12 protein-coding genes are annotated in these 16144 nt (G+C 71.7%); 8 read left to right on the top strand and 4 right to left on the bottom strand.

Features of this window, described 5'->3' with window-relative positions:
• Window positions 1-77 precede the first annotated feature (77 nt).
• Window positions 78-698, bottom strand: a complete 621-nt coding sequence (locus J2S43_RS07825; protein WP_306827967.1) for a TetR/AcrR family transcriptional regulator — start codon at window positions 696-698, stop codon at window positions 78-80.
• 130 nt (window positions 699-828) lie between these two features.
• Between J2S43_RS07825 and J2S43_RS07830 the strand changes: the two genes are divergently transcribed.
• The 4 genes from J2S43_RS07830 to J2S43_RS07845 all read left to right on the top strand — a co-directional run bounded on the left by J2S43_RS07830 (window position 829) and on the right by J2S43_RS07845 (window position 7309).
• Window positions 829-1599 (top strand): SDR family NAD(P)-dependent oxidoreductase, encoded by a 771-nt coding sequence (locus tag J2S43_RS07830; protein WP_306827969.1) that lies wholly within the window; start codon window positions 829-831, stop codon window positions 1597-1599.
• A 332-nt stretch (window positions 1600-1931) separates the two neighbouring features.
• Complete coding sequence (locus tag J2S43_RS07835) at window positions 1932-2549, top strand: hypothetical protein (protein ID WP_306827971.1); 618 nt, start codon at window positions 1932-1934, stop codon at window positions 2547-2549.
• 134 nt (window positions 2550-2683) lie between these two features.
• Complete coding sequence (locus J2S43_RS07840; RefSeq protein WP_306827973.1) at window positions 2684-6256, top strand: S8 family serine peptidase; 3573 nt, start codon at window positions 2684-2686, stop codon at window positions 6254-6256.
• A 600-nt stretch (window positions 6257-6856) separates the two neighbouring features.
• On the top strand, window positions 6857-7309 hold the full coding sequence (locus J2S43_RS07845) for a hypothetical protein (protein ID WP_306827975.1): 453 nt from the start codon (window positions 6857-6859) through the stop codon (window positions 7307-7309).
• 324 nt (window positions 7310-7633) lie between these two features.
• On the opposite strand, the gene J2S43_RS07850 is transcribed toward J2S43_RS07845, so the two are convergent.
• Window positions 7634-8548 (bottom strand): DMT family transporter, encoded by a 915-nt coding sequence (locus J2S43_RS07850; RefSeq protein ID WP_306827978.1) that lies wholly within the window; start codon window positions 8546-8548, stop codon window positions 7634-7636.
• A gap of 80 nt (window positions 8549-8628) precedes the next feature.
• Here J2S43_RS07850 and J2S43_RS07855 point away from each other — a divergent pair, with 80 nt between their 5' ends.
• Window positions 8629-9555, top strand: a complete 927-nt coding sequence (locus tag J2S43_RS07855; RefSeq protein ID WP_306827980.1) for a LysR family transcriptional regulator — start codon at window positions 8629-8631, stop codon at window positions 9553-9555.
• Window positions 9556-9579: 24 nt separating this feature from the next.
• On the opposite strand, the gene J2S43_RS07860 is transcribed toward J2S43_RS07855, so the two are convergent.
• A complete protein-coding gene (locus J2S43_RS07860) occupies window positions 9580-10710 on the bottom strand; it encodes a peptidoglycan recognition protein family protein (RefSeq protein ID WP_306827982.1) in 1131 nt (376 codons plus the stop codon).
• Between the two features lie 838 nt (window positions 10711-11548).
• Between J2S43_RS07860 and J2S43_RS07865 the strand changes: the two genes are divergently transcribed.
• Together J2S43_RS07865 and J2S43_RS07870 are read left to right on the top strand one after the other, a co-directional pair.
• The gene (locus J2S43_RS07865) at window positions 11549-11911 is read left to right on the top strand and encodes an HPF/RaiA family ribosome-associated protein (protein ID WP_306827984.1); all 363 of its coding nucleotides are present in this window, start codon (window positions 11549-11551) and stop codon (window positions 11909-11911) included.
• 166 nt (window positions 11912-12077) lie between these two features.
• On the top strand, window positions 12078-12287 hold the full coding sequence (locus J2S43_RS07870; protein ID WP_306827986.1) for a hypothetical protein: 210 nt from the start codon (window positions 12078-12080) through the stop codon (window positions 12285-12287).
• 148 nt (window positions 12288-12435) lie between these two features.
• Here the strand turns inward: J2S43_RS07870 and J2S43_RS07875 are convergent, their stop codons facing one another.
• A complete protein-coding gene (locus J2S43_RS07875) occupies window positions 12436-15138 on the bottom strand; it encodes an AfsR/SARP family transcriptional regulator (protein ID WP_306827989.1) in 2703 nt (900 codons plus the stop codon).
• Between the two features lie 85 nt (window positions 15139-15223).
• Here J2S43_RS07875 and J2S43_RS07880 point away from each other — a divergent pair, with 85 nt between their 5' ends.
• Window positions 15224-15898: a hemerythrin domain-containing protein gene (locus tag J2S43_RS07880; protein ID WP_306827992.1), complete on the top strand. Its 675-nt coding sequence runs from the start codon at window positions 15224-15226 to the stop codon at window positions 15896-15898.
• Window positions 15899-16144 lie beyond the last annotated feature (246 nt).

Genomic DNA, 16144 nt, shown 5'->3' on the forward strand with positions numbered 1-16144 from the left:
CAGCACCGATCGATACACAAGTGAGGGTGGTCACCGCGGCGGACGGCGTTGACCCTGGTTGGGCCCTCCCGGGCCACTCAGGACTGACCGAGCACGGGCGGCCAGCTCCGCAGGACGGCGTCCGCGATCAGCTGGAGCTCGTCGCGCGGCGCACCGCCGGCGGCCTGGACCGCGATGCCGTTGCCGATCGTCATGACGTATCGGGTCAGGGTCGCCGGGTCGGTCCCGGCGGGCAGGTCGTCCTCGTCGACGGCGCGCTGGAAGCGTTTCTGCAGCATGGCGCTGGTCTCGTTGCGCCAGTCGGTCAGCAGCTGCCGGATCACCTGCCCGTCCTCGCCGCCGATCAGCGAGGCCCGCAGGCTGAGGCATCCGGTCGGGTAGCCGGGCAGGGTGGCACTGCGGACCGCGCCGTGCAGGAAGATCGTGGCCACTTCGCGGGCGGTCGGCTCGGCGACCGCCTCGGCCCCGTACGACGCGGGGCCGTCGGCGTAGCGCGCCAACGCCTTGCGGAACAGCTCCTCCTTGTTGCCGAACGCCGCGTACATGCTCGTACGGCTGATGCCCATGGCCTCGGTCAGGTCGGGCAGGCTCGCACCCTCGTAGCCGTTCTGCCAGAACACTCGCATCGCCTTGTCGAGCGCCTCGTCGGCGTCGAAGCCCCGGGGGCGGCCGATCGGGGCGCTTCTCTGGCTGTTCACGTGATCCAGCTTACCGATTGCGTACCGATCGATCCACAACTGCTACGGTACTTCTGCACCGATCGGTCGGTACGGAATTATTCGCAGGCCGAGTAGGTTACGACGGCATCATCCAGAGAGGAATCGAGTCATGAGCGAGCTGACCGGAAAGACCGCCCTGGTCACCGGCGCCACCAGCGGCATCGGCCGGGCGACCGCGATCGCACTGGCCGCGCGTGGCGCGCACGTGGTGATCACCGGGCGCAACGCCGAACGCGGCGCCGAGGTGGTCGAGAAGATCCAGGCCGACGGCGGCACCGCCCGCTTCGTCGCCGTCGACCTGGCCGACGAGGACGACGTGCGCCGGCTGGCCCGGGACGCGGGCGAGGTGGACGTCCTGGTGAACAGCGCCGGGGCCGGCGGCTTCGGTGCCAGCGCCGGCTTCACCACCGAGCAGTACAACGCGCTGTTCGACACCAACGTGCGCGCGATCTTCCTGCTGACCGCGGCCCTGGCCCCGAAGATGGCCGAGCGTGGCGGCGGCAGCGTCATCAACGTCAGCAGCGGATCCGCCGTACTCGGCGACGAGAACAACGCGATCTACGCCGCCACCAAGGGAGCCGTCAACGCCATCACCCGGGCCTTCGCCGCCGAGTACGGCCCGGCCAACGTGCGGGTCAACGCGGTCTCTCCCGGCCCGACCTACACCAGCGTTCCCGCCATGTGGCTCGACCGGTACATCGACCTCATCCCGCTGCGCCGCGTCGGCCGGCCGGAGGACGTCGCCGAGGTGATCGCGTTCCTCGCCGGCCCCGGCGGCTCGTACGTCAACGCGACCGTCATCCCGGTGGACGGCGGCCTCACCGCGGTCGAGCCCCCGAAGCCCCCGGTGCAGACGACCGGCTGGATCCAGAACACATGACCTCGATCGGCCGGCCCGGGCGGACACCCCGCCCGGGCCGGCCGGCCGAGCTTGACCCGGTGGCGGGAACACAGTCTTGAATTCCGTCACCACCCCCGGACGATCAACCCATGGACTCCGGCCGCGGGGTCATTCCCGGAAGGCGTCGATGTGGCCTGGAGCACCCGTGAACTCGCCCGCGAATGACGATCACGCAAGGCGGACCGATGGCGAAGACGCCCGACGAGTCGCCGCCGACCTCCAGCACCTGAGCCACCTTTCCGCAGCGGCCTTCCGTCGCCGCCGCGGGGAGTCCCCGGTAGGAACCGCACCGGCTGGGTAACCGGCCCGGCATGACCTGGGGCGTGGACGACATCTTCGGCGGGCTGGCACGGCTGCGCGGCGGCAAACCCATTCACAAGATCGGCCGCGTGTACGACGCGCGGCTCATCCGGCGCGGCGGCGGCGACTTCGGCGTGCCGTGGCTGGACGAGCCCGGCGAGGACCACGGCACCGCCCGGACGTCCCGCGGCGCCGGCCTGCCCCGGCCGCTGCCGGACGTGCTCGGCCTCGCGTTCGGCTTCACCGGACCGGACGGCGCGCGCCACGACCTGCTGCTGTCCACCGGCGGCACCGGCCGGCTCACCCGGCACCTGCTGCTGCCCCGCCGCCGCCCGGAGGCCGTCTCCTACACCACGATCGTGCCGTACGCGGCCGGCGGCCTGCGGGTGACGCTGACCGCCCGGCCCCGTCCGGTGCGGCGCGGCGGGCCGCTGTTCCTGCTCTCCGCCGCGCGCACCGGCGGGCGCGCGCACGAGATCGGCCTGCTGGCGCTGAGCGCGCCGCGTGACGACGAGCCGATCGCCTTCGACCCGGTCCTGCACCCGCTGCCCGGCCTCACCCTCCCCGGCCCGATCGCCGCGCTGCGCGCCACCGCGTACCGAGGTGGCCGGGCGGGCCGGGGGCGATGACGGTGTGCGGATTGTCGTCAGGCCGGACAAGGCCACATGATACGGGTAGTTGATCACAATGTAATCGAAGAACCTCATAGTGGGCGGTGCTCGATTCATCGATCGTCCGCGAGGTTTCATTGTCACTGTCACGCTTGCGTGGGCTCGGGCTCGTCGCGCTGACCGTAGGCTCGGTCACGTTCGTCCCCTCGGCCGCCCATGCCGCCCCGTCCGCGCCGCCGCCCCAGAGCGCGCCGGCCACCACCGTCAGCCTGATCACCGGCGACATCGTGACCGTCGCTGCCGACGGCGGCGTTCAGGTCCGTAACCCTGAGGGCCGGATGGCCGGCTACCTGTCGAACGTCAAGGACGGCGACACGTACGTCTATCCGCACGACGCTTTTCCTCACCTGGCCTCCGGTCTGCTCGACGAGGACCTGTTCAACGTCACCGAGCTGGTGGCCGCAGGCTACGACGACGCGCACAGCTCCGGCATCCCGCTGATCGTCACCTACGACGACCCGGCCGCCGCCATGCGTACCGCGGCACTGCCCGGAACCACCGCTGTCCGGCCGTTGGACAGCATCGGCGGCGCCGCGCTGACCGCGGACCGTTCCGGCCGGTTCCTTGACTCCGCGAGCGGCGCTCGATCGGCCTCGGGGGTCGGGAAGATCTGGCTGGACGGCAGGGTCGAGGCCGCGCTGGCCGACAGCACCGCGCAGATCGGCGCCCCAGAGGTCTGGCAGAAGGGCAACACCGGCGCCGGTGTCGACGTGGCCGTCCTCGACACCGGGATCGACACGTCCCACCCGGACCTGGCCGACGCGGTCGCTGCGACCACGTCCTTCGTGCCCGGCGAGTCGGTCGAGGACGGCATGGGGCACGGCACCCACGTCGCGTCCACGATCGCCGGCAGCGGTGCCGCGTCCGGGGGCAAGGAGCGCGGCGTCGCGCCGGGCGCCCGCCTGCACGTCGGTAAGGTGCTCGACGACGAGGGCACCGGCCAGGAGTCGTGGATCATCAGCGGCATGGAGTGGGCGGTCCGCGACCAGCACGCCCGCATCGTCAGCATGAGCCTCGGTGGCGACCCGACCGACGGTACGGACCCGATGAGTGTGGCCGTGAACCAGCTCAGCGAGGAGACCGGCGCGTTGTTCGTCATCGCGGCCGGCAACGCGGGCCCGAGCAGATACACCGTGGGTACGCCGGGCGCCGCCGACGCGGCGCTGACCGTCGGCGCCGTGGACGGCCACGACCTGCTCGCCGACTTCTCGAGCCAGGGGCCGCGGGCCGGCGACCGGGCGCTCAAGCCCGACCTGACCGCGCCCGGCGTGAACATCGTGGCCGCCCGTTCCCACCTCAGCCAGGCCGGCGAGGGGCCCTACACGTCGATGAGCGGCACGTCGATGGCTACGCCGCACGTCGCCGGCGCTGCGGCGCTGGTCGCCGCGGCGCATCCCGAGCTGAAGGGCCGGCAGCTCAAGGACGCCCTGGTCAGCACGACCAAGGCCACCCCGGACCTGAACGCCTACCAGGGCGGGACGGGCCGGCTCGACGTCGCCGCGACGGCACGCGCCACGGTCTTCGCGACGGGTTCGGTCAACTTCGGCTATCCGTCCTACCCGACCGCACCGACCGGCCCGGTCGACCGGGAGATCACCTACACCAACATCGGCGCGTCTCCGGTGACGCTCGATCTGGCGTCCTCGCTCGACCTGATCACCCTGTCGGCGAAGCAGATCACCGTCCCGGCCCATGGCACCGCCACGGTGACCGCGACGACATCGTTCGACCGGGTGCCGGCCGAGCAGACCTTCTCCGGCTACGTGACCGCGACCGGTGGACTGCGTACCTCCGTCGGTGGTGGCAAGGAAGGCCCGCGCCATCAACTCGCGCTGCGAGGCCGGGACCGCAGCGGCAAGCCGCTCGGCGGCGTGGTCGTCGTGTTGAGCCGTGACCGGACGGTCATCCAGATGATCGACGAGACGGGAGCGCTCGACCTGCGGCTCCCGGTGGGCACGTACACCGCCTATCTGACCGGTGACGTCGAGGGGACCCACGGACCGAGCTCGATGGGCCTGGCGATCCTCCCGGTGACCGGCATCCAGCTGGACGGGGACCGCACGGTCGTCTTCGACTCGGCCAAGGCCCGCCGGTTGACCGCGAGCACCCCGCAGCCGTCCACGGTGACCGCGTCCCGGTTCACGCTCGTCCGGGACATCACCGGCGGCAATCCATGGCTGGACGCGTGGTACCCGGGACCACAGTACGACAGCGTCTGGGTGCTGCCGACCGGCAAGGTTCCGGACGGAACCCTGACCGCGTCGGCACGCTGGCGCCTCGCCCAGCCCGAACTGACCGTCGCCGGCTATGACGACCTGCGGGTGCGGCAGGGCGCGACGCCGTTGCCGGTCACCGTGCGCAGCCTCGACGCGGTTCTGGGCGGCGCCGTGCGCGGCAAGGCGCTGGTCGTCCGGGCCGGCGGCGCGACCTCGATCCAGGACCGGGCGGCCGCGGCTGCGGCGGCGGGCGCCAAGCTGCTGCTCGTCGTCAACGACGGTCCCGGTCGCCTCGAGCCCTGGCCCGGTTCGGTGTGGATGCCGTCGGATCCGCCACCGGTCACCGTCGCCACCCTCACCCGCGACGAGGGCGAGAAACTCATCGCCCGCATTCAGCGCGAGCGTGGCGTGCGGCTGGACGTCACCTCGCACCCGGTCAGCGAGTACGCCTACGACCTGGTCACCGACTACGTCGGCGCGGTGCCGGCGGACCTGTCCTATCGGGCCACGCCGGGCGATCTGGCCCGGGTCGACGTGTCGTTCAACAATTGGCGGCCAGGTCGCGCGATCGAGCAGCGTTCCGAGATCAATTTCCTCGGGCTGACGATGTTCCTGGACTACACCGAGGTCCCGGCCCGCGGCGACCGCACGGACTGGGTCACCGCCGGACAGAAGTGGATCTCCAACGTGGCGATACCGGGGGAGCAGGCCCAGCACACCGCGCCGACCGCGTACCGGGCCGGATCGGTGCACCAGCAGCGGTGGTTCGGCCCGGTGCAGCGGCCCCGCCTGGTGGACGAGCCTGACGGCCTCAACATCTTCCGCCAGGAAGGTGGCTGGTTCTTCGCGAACATCCCCGGCTGGGGCGACTCGGGCGCCGCGCACGCGGGAAACACCGCCGACAACCCGGGCGCCGACAACCGGCTGACCCTCTATCAGGGTGACAGGCTGGTGGGCGCCAACGACCGGTACAACGCGCTGCTGGCCGCCGGTCCGCTGCCGGTACAGGCGCTTCCCTACCGGCTGGTGTCGGAGAACAACCGGGACGCGTGGGCCGGGCCCTACTCGACCAGCACCCGCACCGAGTGGTCGTTCACCTCCGGTGACGTGCCGCCGGGGACGGTAGTCAGCCCTCCGCTGATCCAGCTCGACTACGACGTGGACACCGACCGGGACGGCCGGGCGAGACGGAACTTCGACCTGACGGTCGCCACGTCCACCCTGGCCACGGCGACCGACCCCGGAGTCGTACGGACGGTCACGCTCGACGTCTCGTACGACGACGGGGCCACCTGGCACCGGGTGGCGCTCCGTCGGCAGCCGGACGGCTGGAGCACTCGGATCGCCGCGCCCAGGACGGCCCAGTTCGTCACGTTGCGCACCAGCGCCCGCGACGCCCGGGGCAACACGGTCGAACAGCGCATCACCCGGGCGTTCGGCCTGCGGTGAGACAGTACGGCGGCCCGGGCGCCGACAGCGCGCCCGGGCCGCCGTACTGTGCCGTCCGCTCGTGTATTGGCGGTCTTCTGTCCGGCGGACAGCTTCCGCCAGTGGTCGTTGCGGTATGGGGTGGACGTTCATGCCGTGCCGCGGTGTTCTCCGGGAGAAGTACGGTATCTGGTCGGTGACCCGGTCGGCCGGGATGAGGGTGCCGCGCTCCTCGCGGCATCGACGCTCGTCGTGGCGTGGTGATGGCCGAGGCCGGTCCTGCCGTTCGACGACACCAGCCGGCACAGCCTCGAAGCGCTCGACTGGGACCGGCCGGCTCGCGATCCTGGCCCCTATCCGGCGGTTCGTGGGAGCCGGGCGTCCGCGATCGCCTTCAGGGACGCGGGCGGTCGGCACGCACAGCGACGATTGACGGCGCGACAGATCGGCGGCATCCGCCAGGTCGCATCCCGTGGACAAGCCGGCCGCCGTCACCGGATGGTGGCGAAACCGCAGGTTGGCACCGTTGCGGCATTGCCAAGGAGGCAGAACCCGAGAATCGTTGGCAGCGTTCCCGGTGGCTCCGGACCCTGGTCACCTCCTGCGATGACGGGAGTTTCGATGAGTGCATCAGTGTGGAGGACCTTGAGCGCGGTCGTGCTGACCGTGGTGACGGCCATATGGGCGGCACCGTCCCCGGCAGCCGCCGGCACGGCGGGCGCCGCCCGGGACGGATGCGTGTCCGTCCGGCCCGCCCCCGACTTCTACGCGGCCGGCAGGGTGGCCAGCATGCCCTTGACGACGACGAGTTCCCGGTGCACGACGATCAGCGTGTCTCACATCCGTGACCAGGCCGACTCGGCGGATCGCTGCCAGACCTTCCTGGTCGGCTTCTTCCCCGCCGACGGCTCCGCGGCGACCTACACCGAGCCGGTCGAGGCGTGCTCCACCCGGCCCGGCACCCGCACGGTGCTGGCGACGAACGTAGCCGACGGCATGGTGTACCGAATCCTCTACCAGGTCGACTACATCGAGCCGAGCCTTCAGATCGTCCGGTACCGAGCCTGGCACTAGGCAACGGAGCCGGCTCGCGGGCCAGGAAGACGGGGACCCGACAGCCGTTGCCGGACATCTCCGGCTCACAGGTGGATCCGCTGACGTCCGGGCCTGCTGATGCGCCGATCGTCCACGCCGGGTTGGTTCTCGACGTTGTCCGGGGTGACCCCGCCGCTGTGCGGCTGCCGGAGGAGCTGGCGAGGTGGCCGGCCGCGTCCAGGATCTCGTCCAACGAGTCGTAGCGGAAGAAGAAGTCCACCGGGACTCGTCGACTCCGTCCTCGCGGAGCCGGGTCAGTCGTCAGCGGACGGGCCAGGATCGCCGGGCGCTGCTGGGGAGCGTTCAGGATGCTGAAGTGACCGTTCGCCGTAATGGTGGCAGGGTGCGGTGGGCGCGTTCGATGTGCTGCCCCCAGTACGTGCCGGCGACCATGAGCGCCGCCCCGAGACCGGCGAAGGCGGTGAACGTCTCGCCGCCGAGTCCGATGCCGATCGCGACCGCCCAGACCGGTTCGGTGCCCAGCAGCAGGCTGGCGCGGCTCGGTGAGCTGTTCTGCACCGCCCAGGTCTGGGCGAGGAAGGCGAACACGCTGCAGAACAGTGCGAGATAGAGCAGCGCACCCCAGGTCGAGGCGTCGGCCCGGATGAGGGCCGGCAGGCCGCTCGCGGCGGGCCCGGCGAACAGCAGGGTGCCGACGACCATCTGCACGGCCGTCAGCTGCAGGGGCCGTACGGCCCGGTCCTTCGTCAGCCGGCCGACCAGGACGACGTGCCCGGCGCGCACCACCGCCGCGGCGAGGATCAGCAGGTCACCGATCCGGGGGCGGTGGAAGCCGCTGCCGAGCATGAGCAGCGTGACGGCGAGCAGGCACAGGCCGGTGGCGGCGAAGAAGCGGGTGGGCAGCCGGCCGGCGCCGGCGGTGCGGTCGAGCAGCGGGGTGAGCACGATGGTGAGGCTGATGATCAGTCCGGCGTTGGCGGCGCTGGTGTGCGCGACGCCGTACGTCTCCAGCAGCAGCACGGCCGCCTGTGTGACGCCGAGCAGCGCGCCGATCCGGATCTCGTCCGGGGTGAGTCGCCCGCTGCGGCGGCGTGCCTCGACGAGGGCGAGGCAGGCGATGGCGGAGATCGCGTACCGGGCGAGCAGCACCGTGAGGACGGGCAGGTCGTGGGTGGCGGTCTTGGCGGCCAGGTAGCTGGACCCCCAGACGATCGCGACGAGGAGCAGCACTGCGTCGGTGCGGCGGCCGTGGAGCATGCGCACAGCCTGCGGCGGGTTGATCGTGAAGCCAAGAGCGTCCTTCTTCAAGGACGCTGAAGGATCACTACACTGAGCGGGTGAACGAGCGGCAGTTGCAGATCCTGCGGGAGGTCGGCGAGCTGGGCAGCGTCACCGCCGCGGCCGAGGCGCTGACGATGACGCCGTCGGCGGTCTCCCAGCAGCTGCGGCTGTTGCAGCGCCCGATCCCGGTGCCGCTCACCGAGCGCGACGGGCGGCGGCTGGTGCTCACCGATGCCGGGCGTGCCCTGGCCGGTGCGGCGATCGAGGTGGAGACCGCGCTGGCCAGGGCGCGGAGCGTGGTGGAGGAGTTCGTCGAGCGGCCGGACGCGGATGTGTCGGTGGCCGCGTTCCACAGTGCGGCCGCCGCCTTCTTCCCGCTGCTGCTGCGCCGATCCGGGCCGGGACGCCCGCGGCTCACGCTCGCCGACGAGGATGTCGCCCAGGACGAGTTCCCGCGGCTGACCCGGGACCACGACCTGGTGCTCGCGCACCATCTCGGCCACGCGTCACCGTGGCCGGACACGGTCGTCGCGAGACCGCTGCTGCGTGAGCCGCTGGACGTGGCGCTGCCCGGCGACCATCCGCTGGCCGCGAAGCGGCGCCTCACCCCGTACGACGTGGTGGATGAGCCGTGGATCAGCGTGCACGAGGGCTTTCCGCTGTCGGCCGTCATCGACGCGATCGCCGCCGCGGCGAACCGGCCGCTCGCCGTCGTCCACCGTATCAACGATCTCGCGGTGGCCGCCGAGGTGGTGGTGGCCAGTGGCGGCCTGGCGCTGATGCCCCGCTGGACCACGCGGGCGCACCCCGGGATGGTCCTCCGGCCGCTCAGCGGGGTGCGCACGCGACGTCACATCGACGTCCTCCACCGGCCCGAGCGGGCGGCCCGGCGCGCGGTCCGGGCCGTGCTGTCGGACCTGCGCCGGGCGGCGGCGACGATTCAGGACGACGAGCATCGAGATCCCGCCCCGGTCACCGGGTAGCCCGTCGGGGCGGGATCTCGTCCGTCAGAGCGACGCCGCCACGTCCCGGCGGATCGACTCGAGGGTGGGGTGGAAGGCGTCGCCGGGGCATTCGGTGGCGCCGGCGCCGATCGCCGCCCAGTCGCGGTGTCCCTGGACGGTGCGGACCTCGCCGCCGAGCCCGTTGCCCGGGTTGAGGTAGGCGGTGGTGCCGGCGGGATCGAGGCCGGAGACCTTGGACAGCAGCGCGAGTACCTTGACCAGCGACTCGCGGGCGGCCGGCGTCGGCTGCACCGAGGTGAACCGGCCGAGCAGGACCACGCCGATGTTGCCGGCGTTGAACGAGCCGACGTGCGCGCCGTTGGCCATGTTCAGTTCGCGGTCGTAGACGGGCAGGCCGTCGTCGCCGGAGACGCGCCCTTCGTAGACCGCGCCGGCCTCGTCGATGAGCAGCTGGTACCCGATGTCGCCGTAGTCGTCGACGACGCAGTCGTCGTAGTAGACGGCGCGGACGGTGGCGGCCGGGTCCGGGTCGTCGTTGTGCGCGTAGAGCCCGGTGTGGTGGACGGTCAGCGTCTGGACCGGGAAGTAGTCCACCGGCCACAGCTCGGTGGTGCCGTCCGCGGCGAAACGCAGCGTCTCGTCCGCGCCCCACGCGGCCCGGGACAGGTAGGCGGGCAGGTCGCAGGCGCCGCCGCGGGTGCGCAGCTGCCGGGTGCTCGCGCCGGCGACCGGTCCGGCGGGTCCGTCGACGGTGTTCAGTTCGGTGACCACGGCGGCGCTGCCGTCGCCGGTCTGCACCTCGTAGCCGGTGACGTCCCGGGCCAGCACCAGTGAACGCCGGCCGGCGGGCGCGGTCCGCTCGTCGCGGGCGCCCGCGCAGGAACTCGCGGCGAGGTCGACCCAGTCACCCCAGCCCGCGGCGGTACGCAGCCGGACCCCCGCGGCGGCCGAGGAGACGACCGACAGGTGGGTGAGGCTGAAGTCGGCCACGTCGGTCCGCGCCCGGCTCGCCACCCGGGGTCGCCGGTGGGCGAGCGTGGCCGGCAGACGGCGCGGGGCCGGCGAGGCGGCGGTCGTGGTCTCGCCGGCGAACGCGTTGGCGCCGGCGGCGGCGGCCAGCGCGACCGCACCGATGCCGGTCGCACCCGCGAGCAGATTACGTCGTGACAGCATCTGTTGTCTTCCTCCTGATAAGTCCGGCTGCTCCCCACCGTGCTGGGATTTCCGGACATGCGCATCCGACGAAAGTCGTAGTGGCGAAGCGACATATCCGGTGCCCAGCTCATCCCGGCGTCTTCGGCTATCCCCGCGCCGGTGCGCCGTCATGGTGGTCCGCTGACAAAGGGCGACCTGGGTGCGCTTCGTCCGTGCGAGTCGAGGATGTCGTGATCGATGTGTTCGGGCGCCTGCCGGAGCTGGTGGAGGGCGCGCCGTGCGTCTGACCGGCGACCGGGTCGTCGACAGGACGCCGGCGGGGGGTGGCGTGGCCATGTCGGCCCGTCCCGCACGCATGAACACCGGCTCGACTGGGTATATGGGAACTGCGGCTCCGATCCGGCCTTCGGCCGGAACAGGATCGCCACACAGATCGGACGCCAGGGGGCGGCGTCGCCAGGGACCGGCCGTCAGGCTTCGCGTCCACTCCGGCATGAGCGTTGATCGCACCGGTGTATTCCCGAATGCGGAACACACCCCCCGTGGAGAGGTAATCCGATGGCGTCTTCGTCGTTGCTGAACCGTGTCATGGCATTCTTCCGCAGTCCGCAGGGCCGTCAGCTGGTCGATCGGGGCCGGCAGGGCATGAACCGCCGAGGCGGCCAGGACCGACCGGGCATGAACCACGGTGAGAACCGGGGGAAACTCGGTGCCCTCCTCTCCCGGTTCAACCGCCCGCGCTGATCTCACCTCCGGTGCCGCCCGGTGAGCCGAGAGAAACTCGTTCGGCGTACCGGAGCAGGCACGACATCCTCGCTGGCCCGGTTTCGGCCGGCGACACAGAAGGAGCGCGTGCGTGCAGATCCAGGTCCACACGGACAAGAACGTGACCGTCAGCAATGGAATGGTCCAGCGGATCGAGGCCGAACTCGAAGCCGCGCTGTCGCACTTCAGTGAGCAGATCACCCGCGTAGAGGTCCACCTCGGCGACGAGAACGCCGGACGGTCCGGCGGCTCCGACAAGCGGTGCATGATCGAGACGCGATCCGCGGGGGAGCAACCGGTCGCCGTCACGTACCACGCCGCCTCCGTGGGCGAGGCGTGCAGCGGTGCCATACACAAGCTCACGGCCCTGGTCAGAAGCAAGCACGGGCGGTCGAGCGACCACAAGGGCGGAGATTCCATCCGTCACCTGGAGGTACGTGAAGGGCTGAGCTGACCGCCGGCGACTCCCGGAGACGCTCATCCGCCGTCGTCGCCGTCGTCACCGGTGAACAGGTCATCAGCGAGACACTCGGCGTCGTCCGCGAGACGCGCGGGGCCGGGCCCGCCGGTTCGCGGCGACCGGTAAGCCCTCTCATCACGAAGCGAAGGATTAAGGTGTCATGGCTACAGGAACGTGCGTCAAGAAGGCCGTAGTGGTGGCGACACTACGATCGCGGGATCTGCACGGCAGGGCCGACTGGGTCGACAAGGAGCTACCCACGCTCATCGACACAGTGAGCAACGCCTCGCTGCTGCAGACCCTCGGCATCAACGTCGCCTCCCTGGCCCCGGATGCGTGGCCCGTCACGGGCGAAGTCAGGCCCCACTAGTGTGCTGCGCCTGAAGTCCGTGTAGATACCGCCGAGGGAGCCGAGGACTTCTTCGGCGGTCTTCTTCCGGATGACGCTTCAAAGCCCCCGGTCGCAGCCGTCTCGTCGGACTACGCGATGCCCCTGGCCCGCCCCCGGGTCGCAACCGTCAGACAGCGCGCGCCGGGGAGGTCAGGACGGCGACGGCGTCGTCGAGTGTCGGCGGCTGTGCGGGAGGGGCGCCTTCGTACCAGCCGTGCGGCATGATCGACTGGAGGTAGGTGCCGGCCGGCCGGATGCCGCTGTGCGCCTGGTGAAAATGGACGACGTCGCGGAGCAGCGCGGCGGCGGCCGCATCGCCGGCCGCGTCCAGGGCCAGGGCCCCGTTGTGCAGCACGGCCAGCTGGTTGCTCAGGTCGCCTTCGTCGAGGAAGCGCCGCAGCGAGGTCCGCAGCAGGGGCAGCGCTTCGCCGTCCCCGGCGTCGACCAGGGTCTGGGCCAGCATGAGCTCGCTGAGCGCGGCCGTCCAGACCAGCCCGGAGGCGTCGGCGAGCCGCACGGCCGCCCGCAGCCGGTGCCGGCCGTCGGCGATCCGGCCGGCCATGACGAGGGCGGCGCCCCACGCCATCTCGGTGGCCGCGACCAGCCAGGTGGTCCGCGTCTCGGTGGCGATGGCGTGCGCCTCGGCCGACGCGGTCAGCGCGATCGCCGGATCGCCTCCCGGCAGCTGGACCAGAGCCTGGTAGTAGCGGACCTCGGCGAGCAGGCTGCGATGCCCCGGTTCCGGGCTCACCGCCAGGAACGCCTCGGACAGCATGCGCCGTGCCGTGGGGATGTCGCCGGTGAAGTACAACAGGCCGGCCGACGAGACCATGGCCCGCACGACGTCGCTGAGCGGGGCGTCCGGCGCGGCGACCAGGGCTGCGTTCAGCATCCGGTTGCCCTCGGCGAGCAGGCCGCTGCGGATCCAGAACCACATGAGCCGCCCGGCCGTACGCAAGGCCTCGACCGGGGCATGCGTCAGGTCGTGCGCGAGCCCCGCGCGCAGGTTCGGCAACTCCAGACGCAGCGCTGCCATCGTGGCCGCGGACCGCACGCCCTGGAGATCGCCCGCGGCCCGGGCGACCAGCTCGCGAACCCAGACGGCGTGGGCGGCCCGGGTCGCCGCCGGATCTCCGTCCACGGACCGGCAGTACGCCCGGATCGTCTCCAGCATCCGGTAGCGCGCCGTGCTGCCGCCGGTCTCGGCGGTGACCACGGACTGGTCGACCAGCGAGACGAGCGCGCCGAGCCCGGCGGCGGAGGCCGCGGCCTCCAAGGGAAAGCCACCCTCGTACGGCCAGAGCCGCACGGCGAGTTCACGCTCCTCGCCGGAGAGAAGGTCGAAGCTCCAGGCGACGGCCTCCTGCAACGTCGCGTGCGGGGTCATCGTGCCGTGCGGGATCCGGCCCAGCACGGTGAACCGGTCGTCCAGCTGCTCGATCAGCCCCCGTACGCCGAAGGTCCGCACCCGCGCCGCCGCCAGTTCCAGGGCCAGCGGCAGACGGTCCAGCGCGTCGGCGAGGCGGCGCAGATCCCGCCGGTCGGCGTCCTGCTCGAACCAGCCGGGCCGGCCCGCGCGGATGCGATCGGTCAGCAGCGTCACGGCGTCGTCGGCGGCCAGCGGCCCGAGAGGAAGACTGTGCTCACCGTCGACGCCGAGCGGGCTGCGGCTCGTGGCCACCACCCGCAACGCGGGAATCCGGTCGAGCAGGTCGACGACGAGCCGGGCCACCTCGTCGGCGAGGTGCTCGCAGTTGTCGAGCACCAGCGGTTCCCCGTGCAGGCGCAACCGCTTGACGAGCGCCTCGTACGGGTCGTCGGCGAACCCGGTGACGCCGGCCGCCGCGGCGACCGCGGAGACCAGGGGGGCGGGGTCGGCCACATCGGCGAGCCGGACGACGGCGTCCCGCCCGGCCCATTCCACGGCCAGGCGGGTCTTGCCCGACCCGGCGGGCCCGATGATGGTGACGAGCCGATGCGTGCCGACGAGACGGTCCAGCAGGGCCAGATCGGCGTCGCGGCCGATGAACGACGACAGCGGCCGATCACCGGGGGTCGCGGCCGTGACGCTGGTGGCCGCCAGGGCCGGGTCCTGTGCCAGGATCCGGCCTTCGAGCTGCCGCAACTCCGGTCCGGGGTCGACACCCAGTTCCTCTGCCAGCAGGGTCCGGACCCGGCGCACCGCGTTCAGGGCGTCGGCCTGGCGTCCCGAACGGTAGAGCGCCAGCGCCAGCAACTGCCAACGGCGTTCGCGGTACGGCGTGGCGTGCACCAGCATCTCGAGCATGGCCACCGCACCGGCGTGGTCGCCGGTGGCCAGCAGCGCCGCGGCGCCCTCTTCCTGGGCGCTGTCGCGCTGTTCCACCAGGGCGGCACGGATCGCGGTCGTCGGCTCGTCGTCGGTCAGATCCTCGTACGGTGTCCCGCGCCACAACCGCAGTGCCGCGTCGAAGGCCTCGTGCGCCTCGGCACGGCGGTCGCCGGCGATCAGCGCACGGGCGCGGGCGAGGTGGCCGCGAAAACGTTCGACGTCGGTGTCGGCGGCGAGGAGCCGATAGCCGCCGGCGGAGCGCTGCAACGCCGTGCCCGGCAGCACCCGGCGCAGCCGGGAGACGTACACCTGCAGAGCGCCTGCGGGATCGCGTGGCCGGTGGTGACCCCACAGTCTTTCGGCCAGGTTGTCCTCCGAGACCGGCCGCCCTTCCGCGGCGATCAGGATCGTCAGGAGCCTGCGGGGCAGCCGGCCCCCGACGTCGACCGGCTGATCGCCCGCGCGGACCTCGAACGGACCCAGCACCGCGAACGTCAGCACCGCACCATGTAAGCCCATGTCACCGACGGCGGCAACCGGCGCGGCAGCCGCACTGTATTTCTGTTGTAGGCGGTTTGAAGGGTACGGCCTCGAAGCTGCTCCCATGCAGAACGAGAAGATGGCCGACAGTCGCGACATGATCGGCGCGCACGACGCCATGCGGCGGGAGTTCGGGGCTCTGCCCGCGCTGATCGCCGGCGTGCCGGCGGATGACGCGGACAGCACCGTCGTCGTCGCCGGCCACGTCCTGATGATGGTCGACTTCCTGCACGCCCATCACACCAGCGAGGACGACCATGTGTGGCCCCGGCTGCGGGAGCGTTGCCCCGACGACGTCGAGCCCCTCATCGAGACGATGGACCGGCAGCACGCCTCCATCGACGGTGAACTGGAAGCGCTCGCCGCGGGCGGCCGGCGTTGGCGGGCCTCCGCGGACGCCACGGACCGGGATGCCGTCGCCGCCGTCGCGGAGCGTCTGTTGCCGGCGCTGTACGAGCATCTGGCGCTGGAGGAGGAGCGGATTCTGCCGCTCATCGATCGCTACCTGACCGAACGCGAGTGGAAGGCGACCGTCGAGGCCTCCCTCGGCAAGGTGACCTTCGCGCGGCGTCTGCTGATGCTGGGCATGGCCCTGCACGGGGCGAGCGAGGAGCAGGCCCAGCTCCTGCGCGCCGCCGTCCCCGCCGTTGTCTGGCTCGCCGGCCGCCCGCTCGGGACCCGTCTCCATCGCACTCACCGTGAGCGCCTGGCCTCCGCGAGCCGGGGTTCGGATCTCTGACCCTCGCCCCCTGCCGGTCAGATCATCCGCCACGGTCGACCTGGAAGCCGAGCAGAATCAGGTGTTCGCGTTCATGTGAAACTCGATACGTGCCCACCGGCAGGTTCATCCGTCGATGAGAGCTCGTGCGATCATCCCTGTACGGCGCTCGATGGCCCGGGCTCAGGTGTTCTTGCTCGTCCGCACCACGCCGAGGAGAAATATGAGGCATACCGTCCCTGACGGGCCGCGACTCGCCTCCTGGGT

Origin of the sequence: Catenuloplanes nepalensis (assembly GCF_030811575.1) — a bacterium.
GTDB lineage: Bacteria > Actinomycetota > Actinomycetes > Mycobacteriales > Micromonosporaceae > Catenuloplanes > Catenuloplanes nepalensis.

Coding starts and splice junctions, on each gene's coding strand:
- J2S43_RS07835 (WP_306827971.1), top strand. CDS start 1,932: ATGACCTGGGGCGTGGACGACATCTTCGGCGGGCTGGCACGGCTGCGC.
- J2S43_RS07850 (WP_306827978.1), bottom strand. CDS start 8,548: ATGCTCCACGGCCGCCGCACCGACGCAGTGCTGCTCCTCGTCGCGATC.
- J2S43_RS07870 (WP_306827986.1), top strand. CDS start 12,078: ATGGCTACAGGAACGTGCGTCAAGAAGGCCGTAGTGGTGGCGACACTA.
- J2S43_RS07845 (WP_306827975.1), top strand. CDS start 6,857: ATGAGTGCATCAGTGTGGAGGACCTTGAGCGCGGTCGTGCTGACCGTG.
- J2S43_RS07880 (WP_306827992.1), top strand. CDS start 15,224: ATGCAGAACGAGAAGATGGCCGACAGTCGCGACATGATCGGCGCGCAC.
- J2S43_RS07875 (WP_306827989.1), bottom strand. CDS start 15,138: ATGGGCTTACATGGTGCGGTGCTGACGTTCGCGGTGCTGGGTCCGTTC.
- J2S43_RS07860 (WP_306827982.1), bottom strand. CDS start 10,710: ATGCTGTCACGACGTAATCTGCTCGCGGGTGCGACCGGCATCGGTGCG.
- J2S43_RS07830 (WP_306827969.1), top strand. CDS start 829: ATGAGCGAGCTGACCGGAAAGACCGCCCTGGTCACCGGCGCCACCAGC.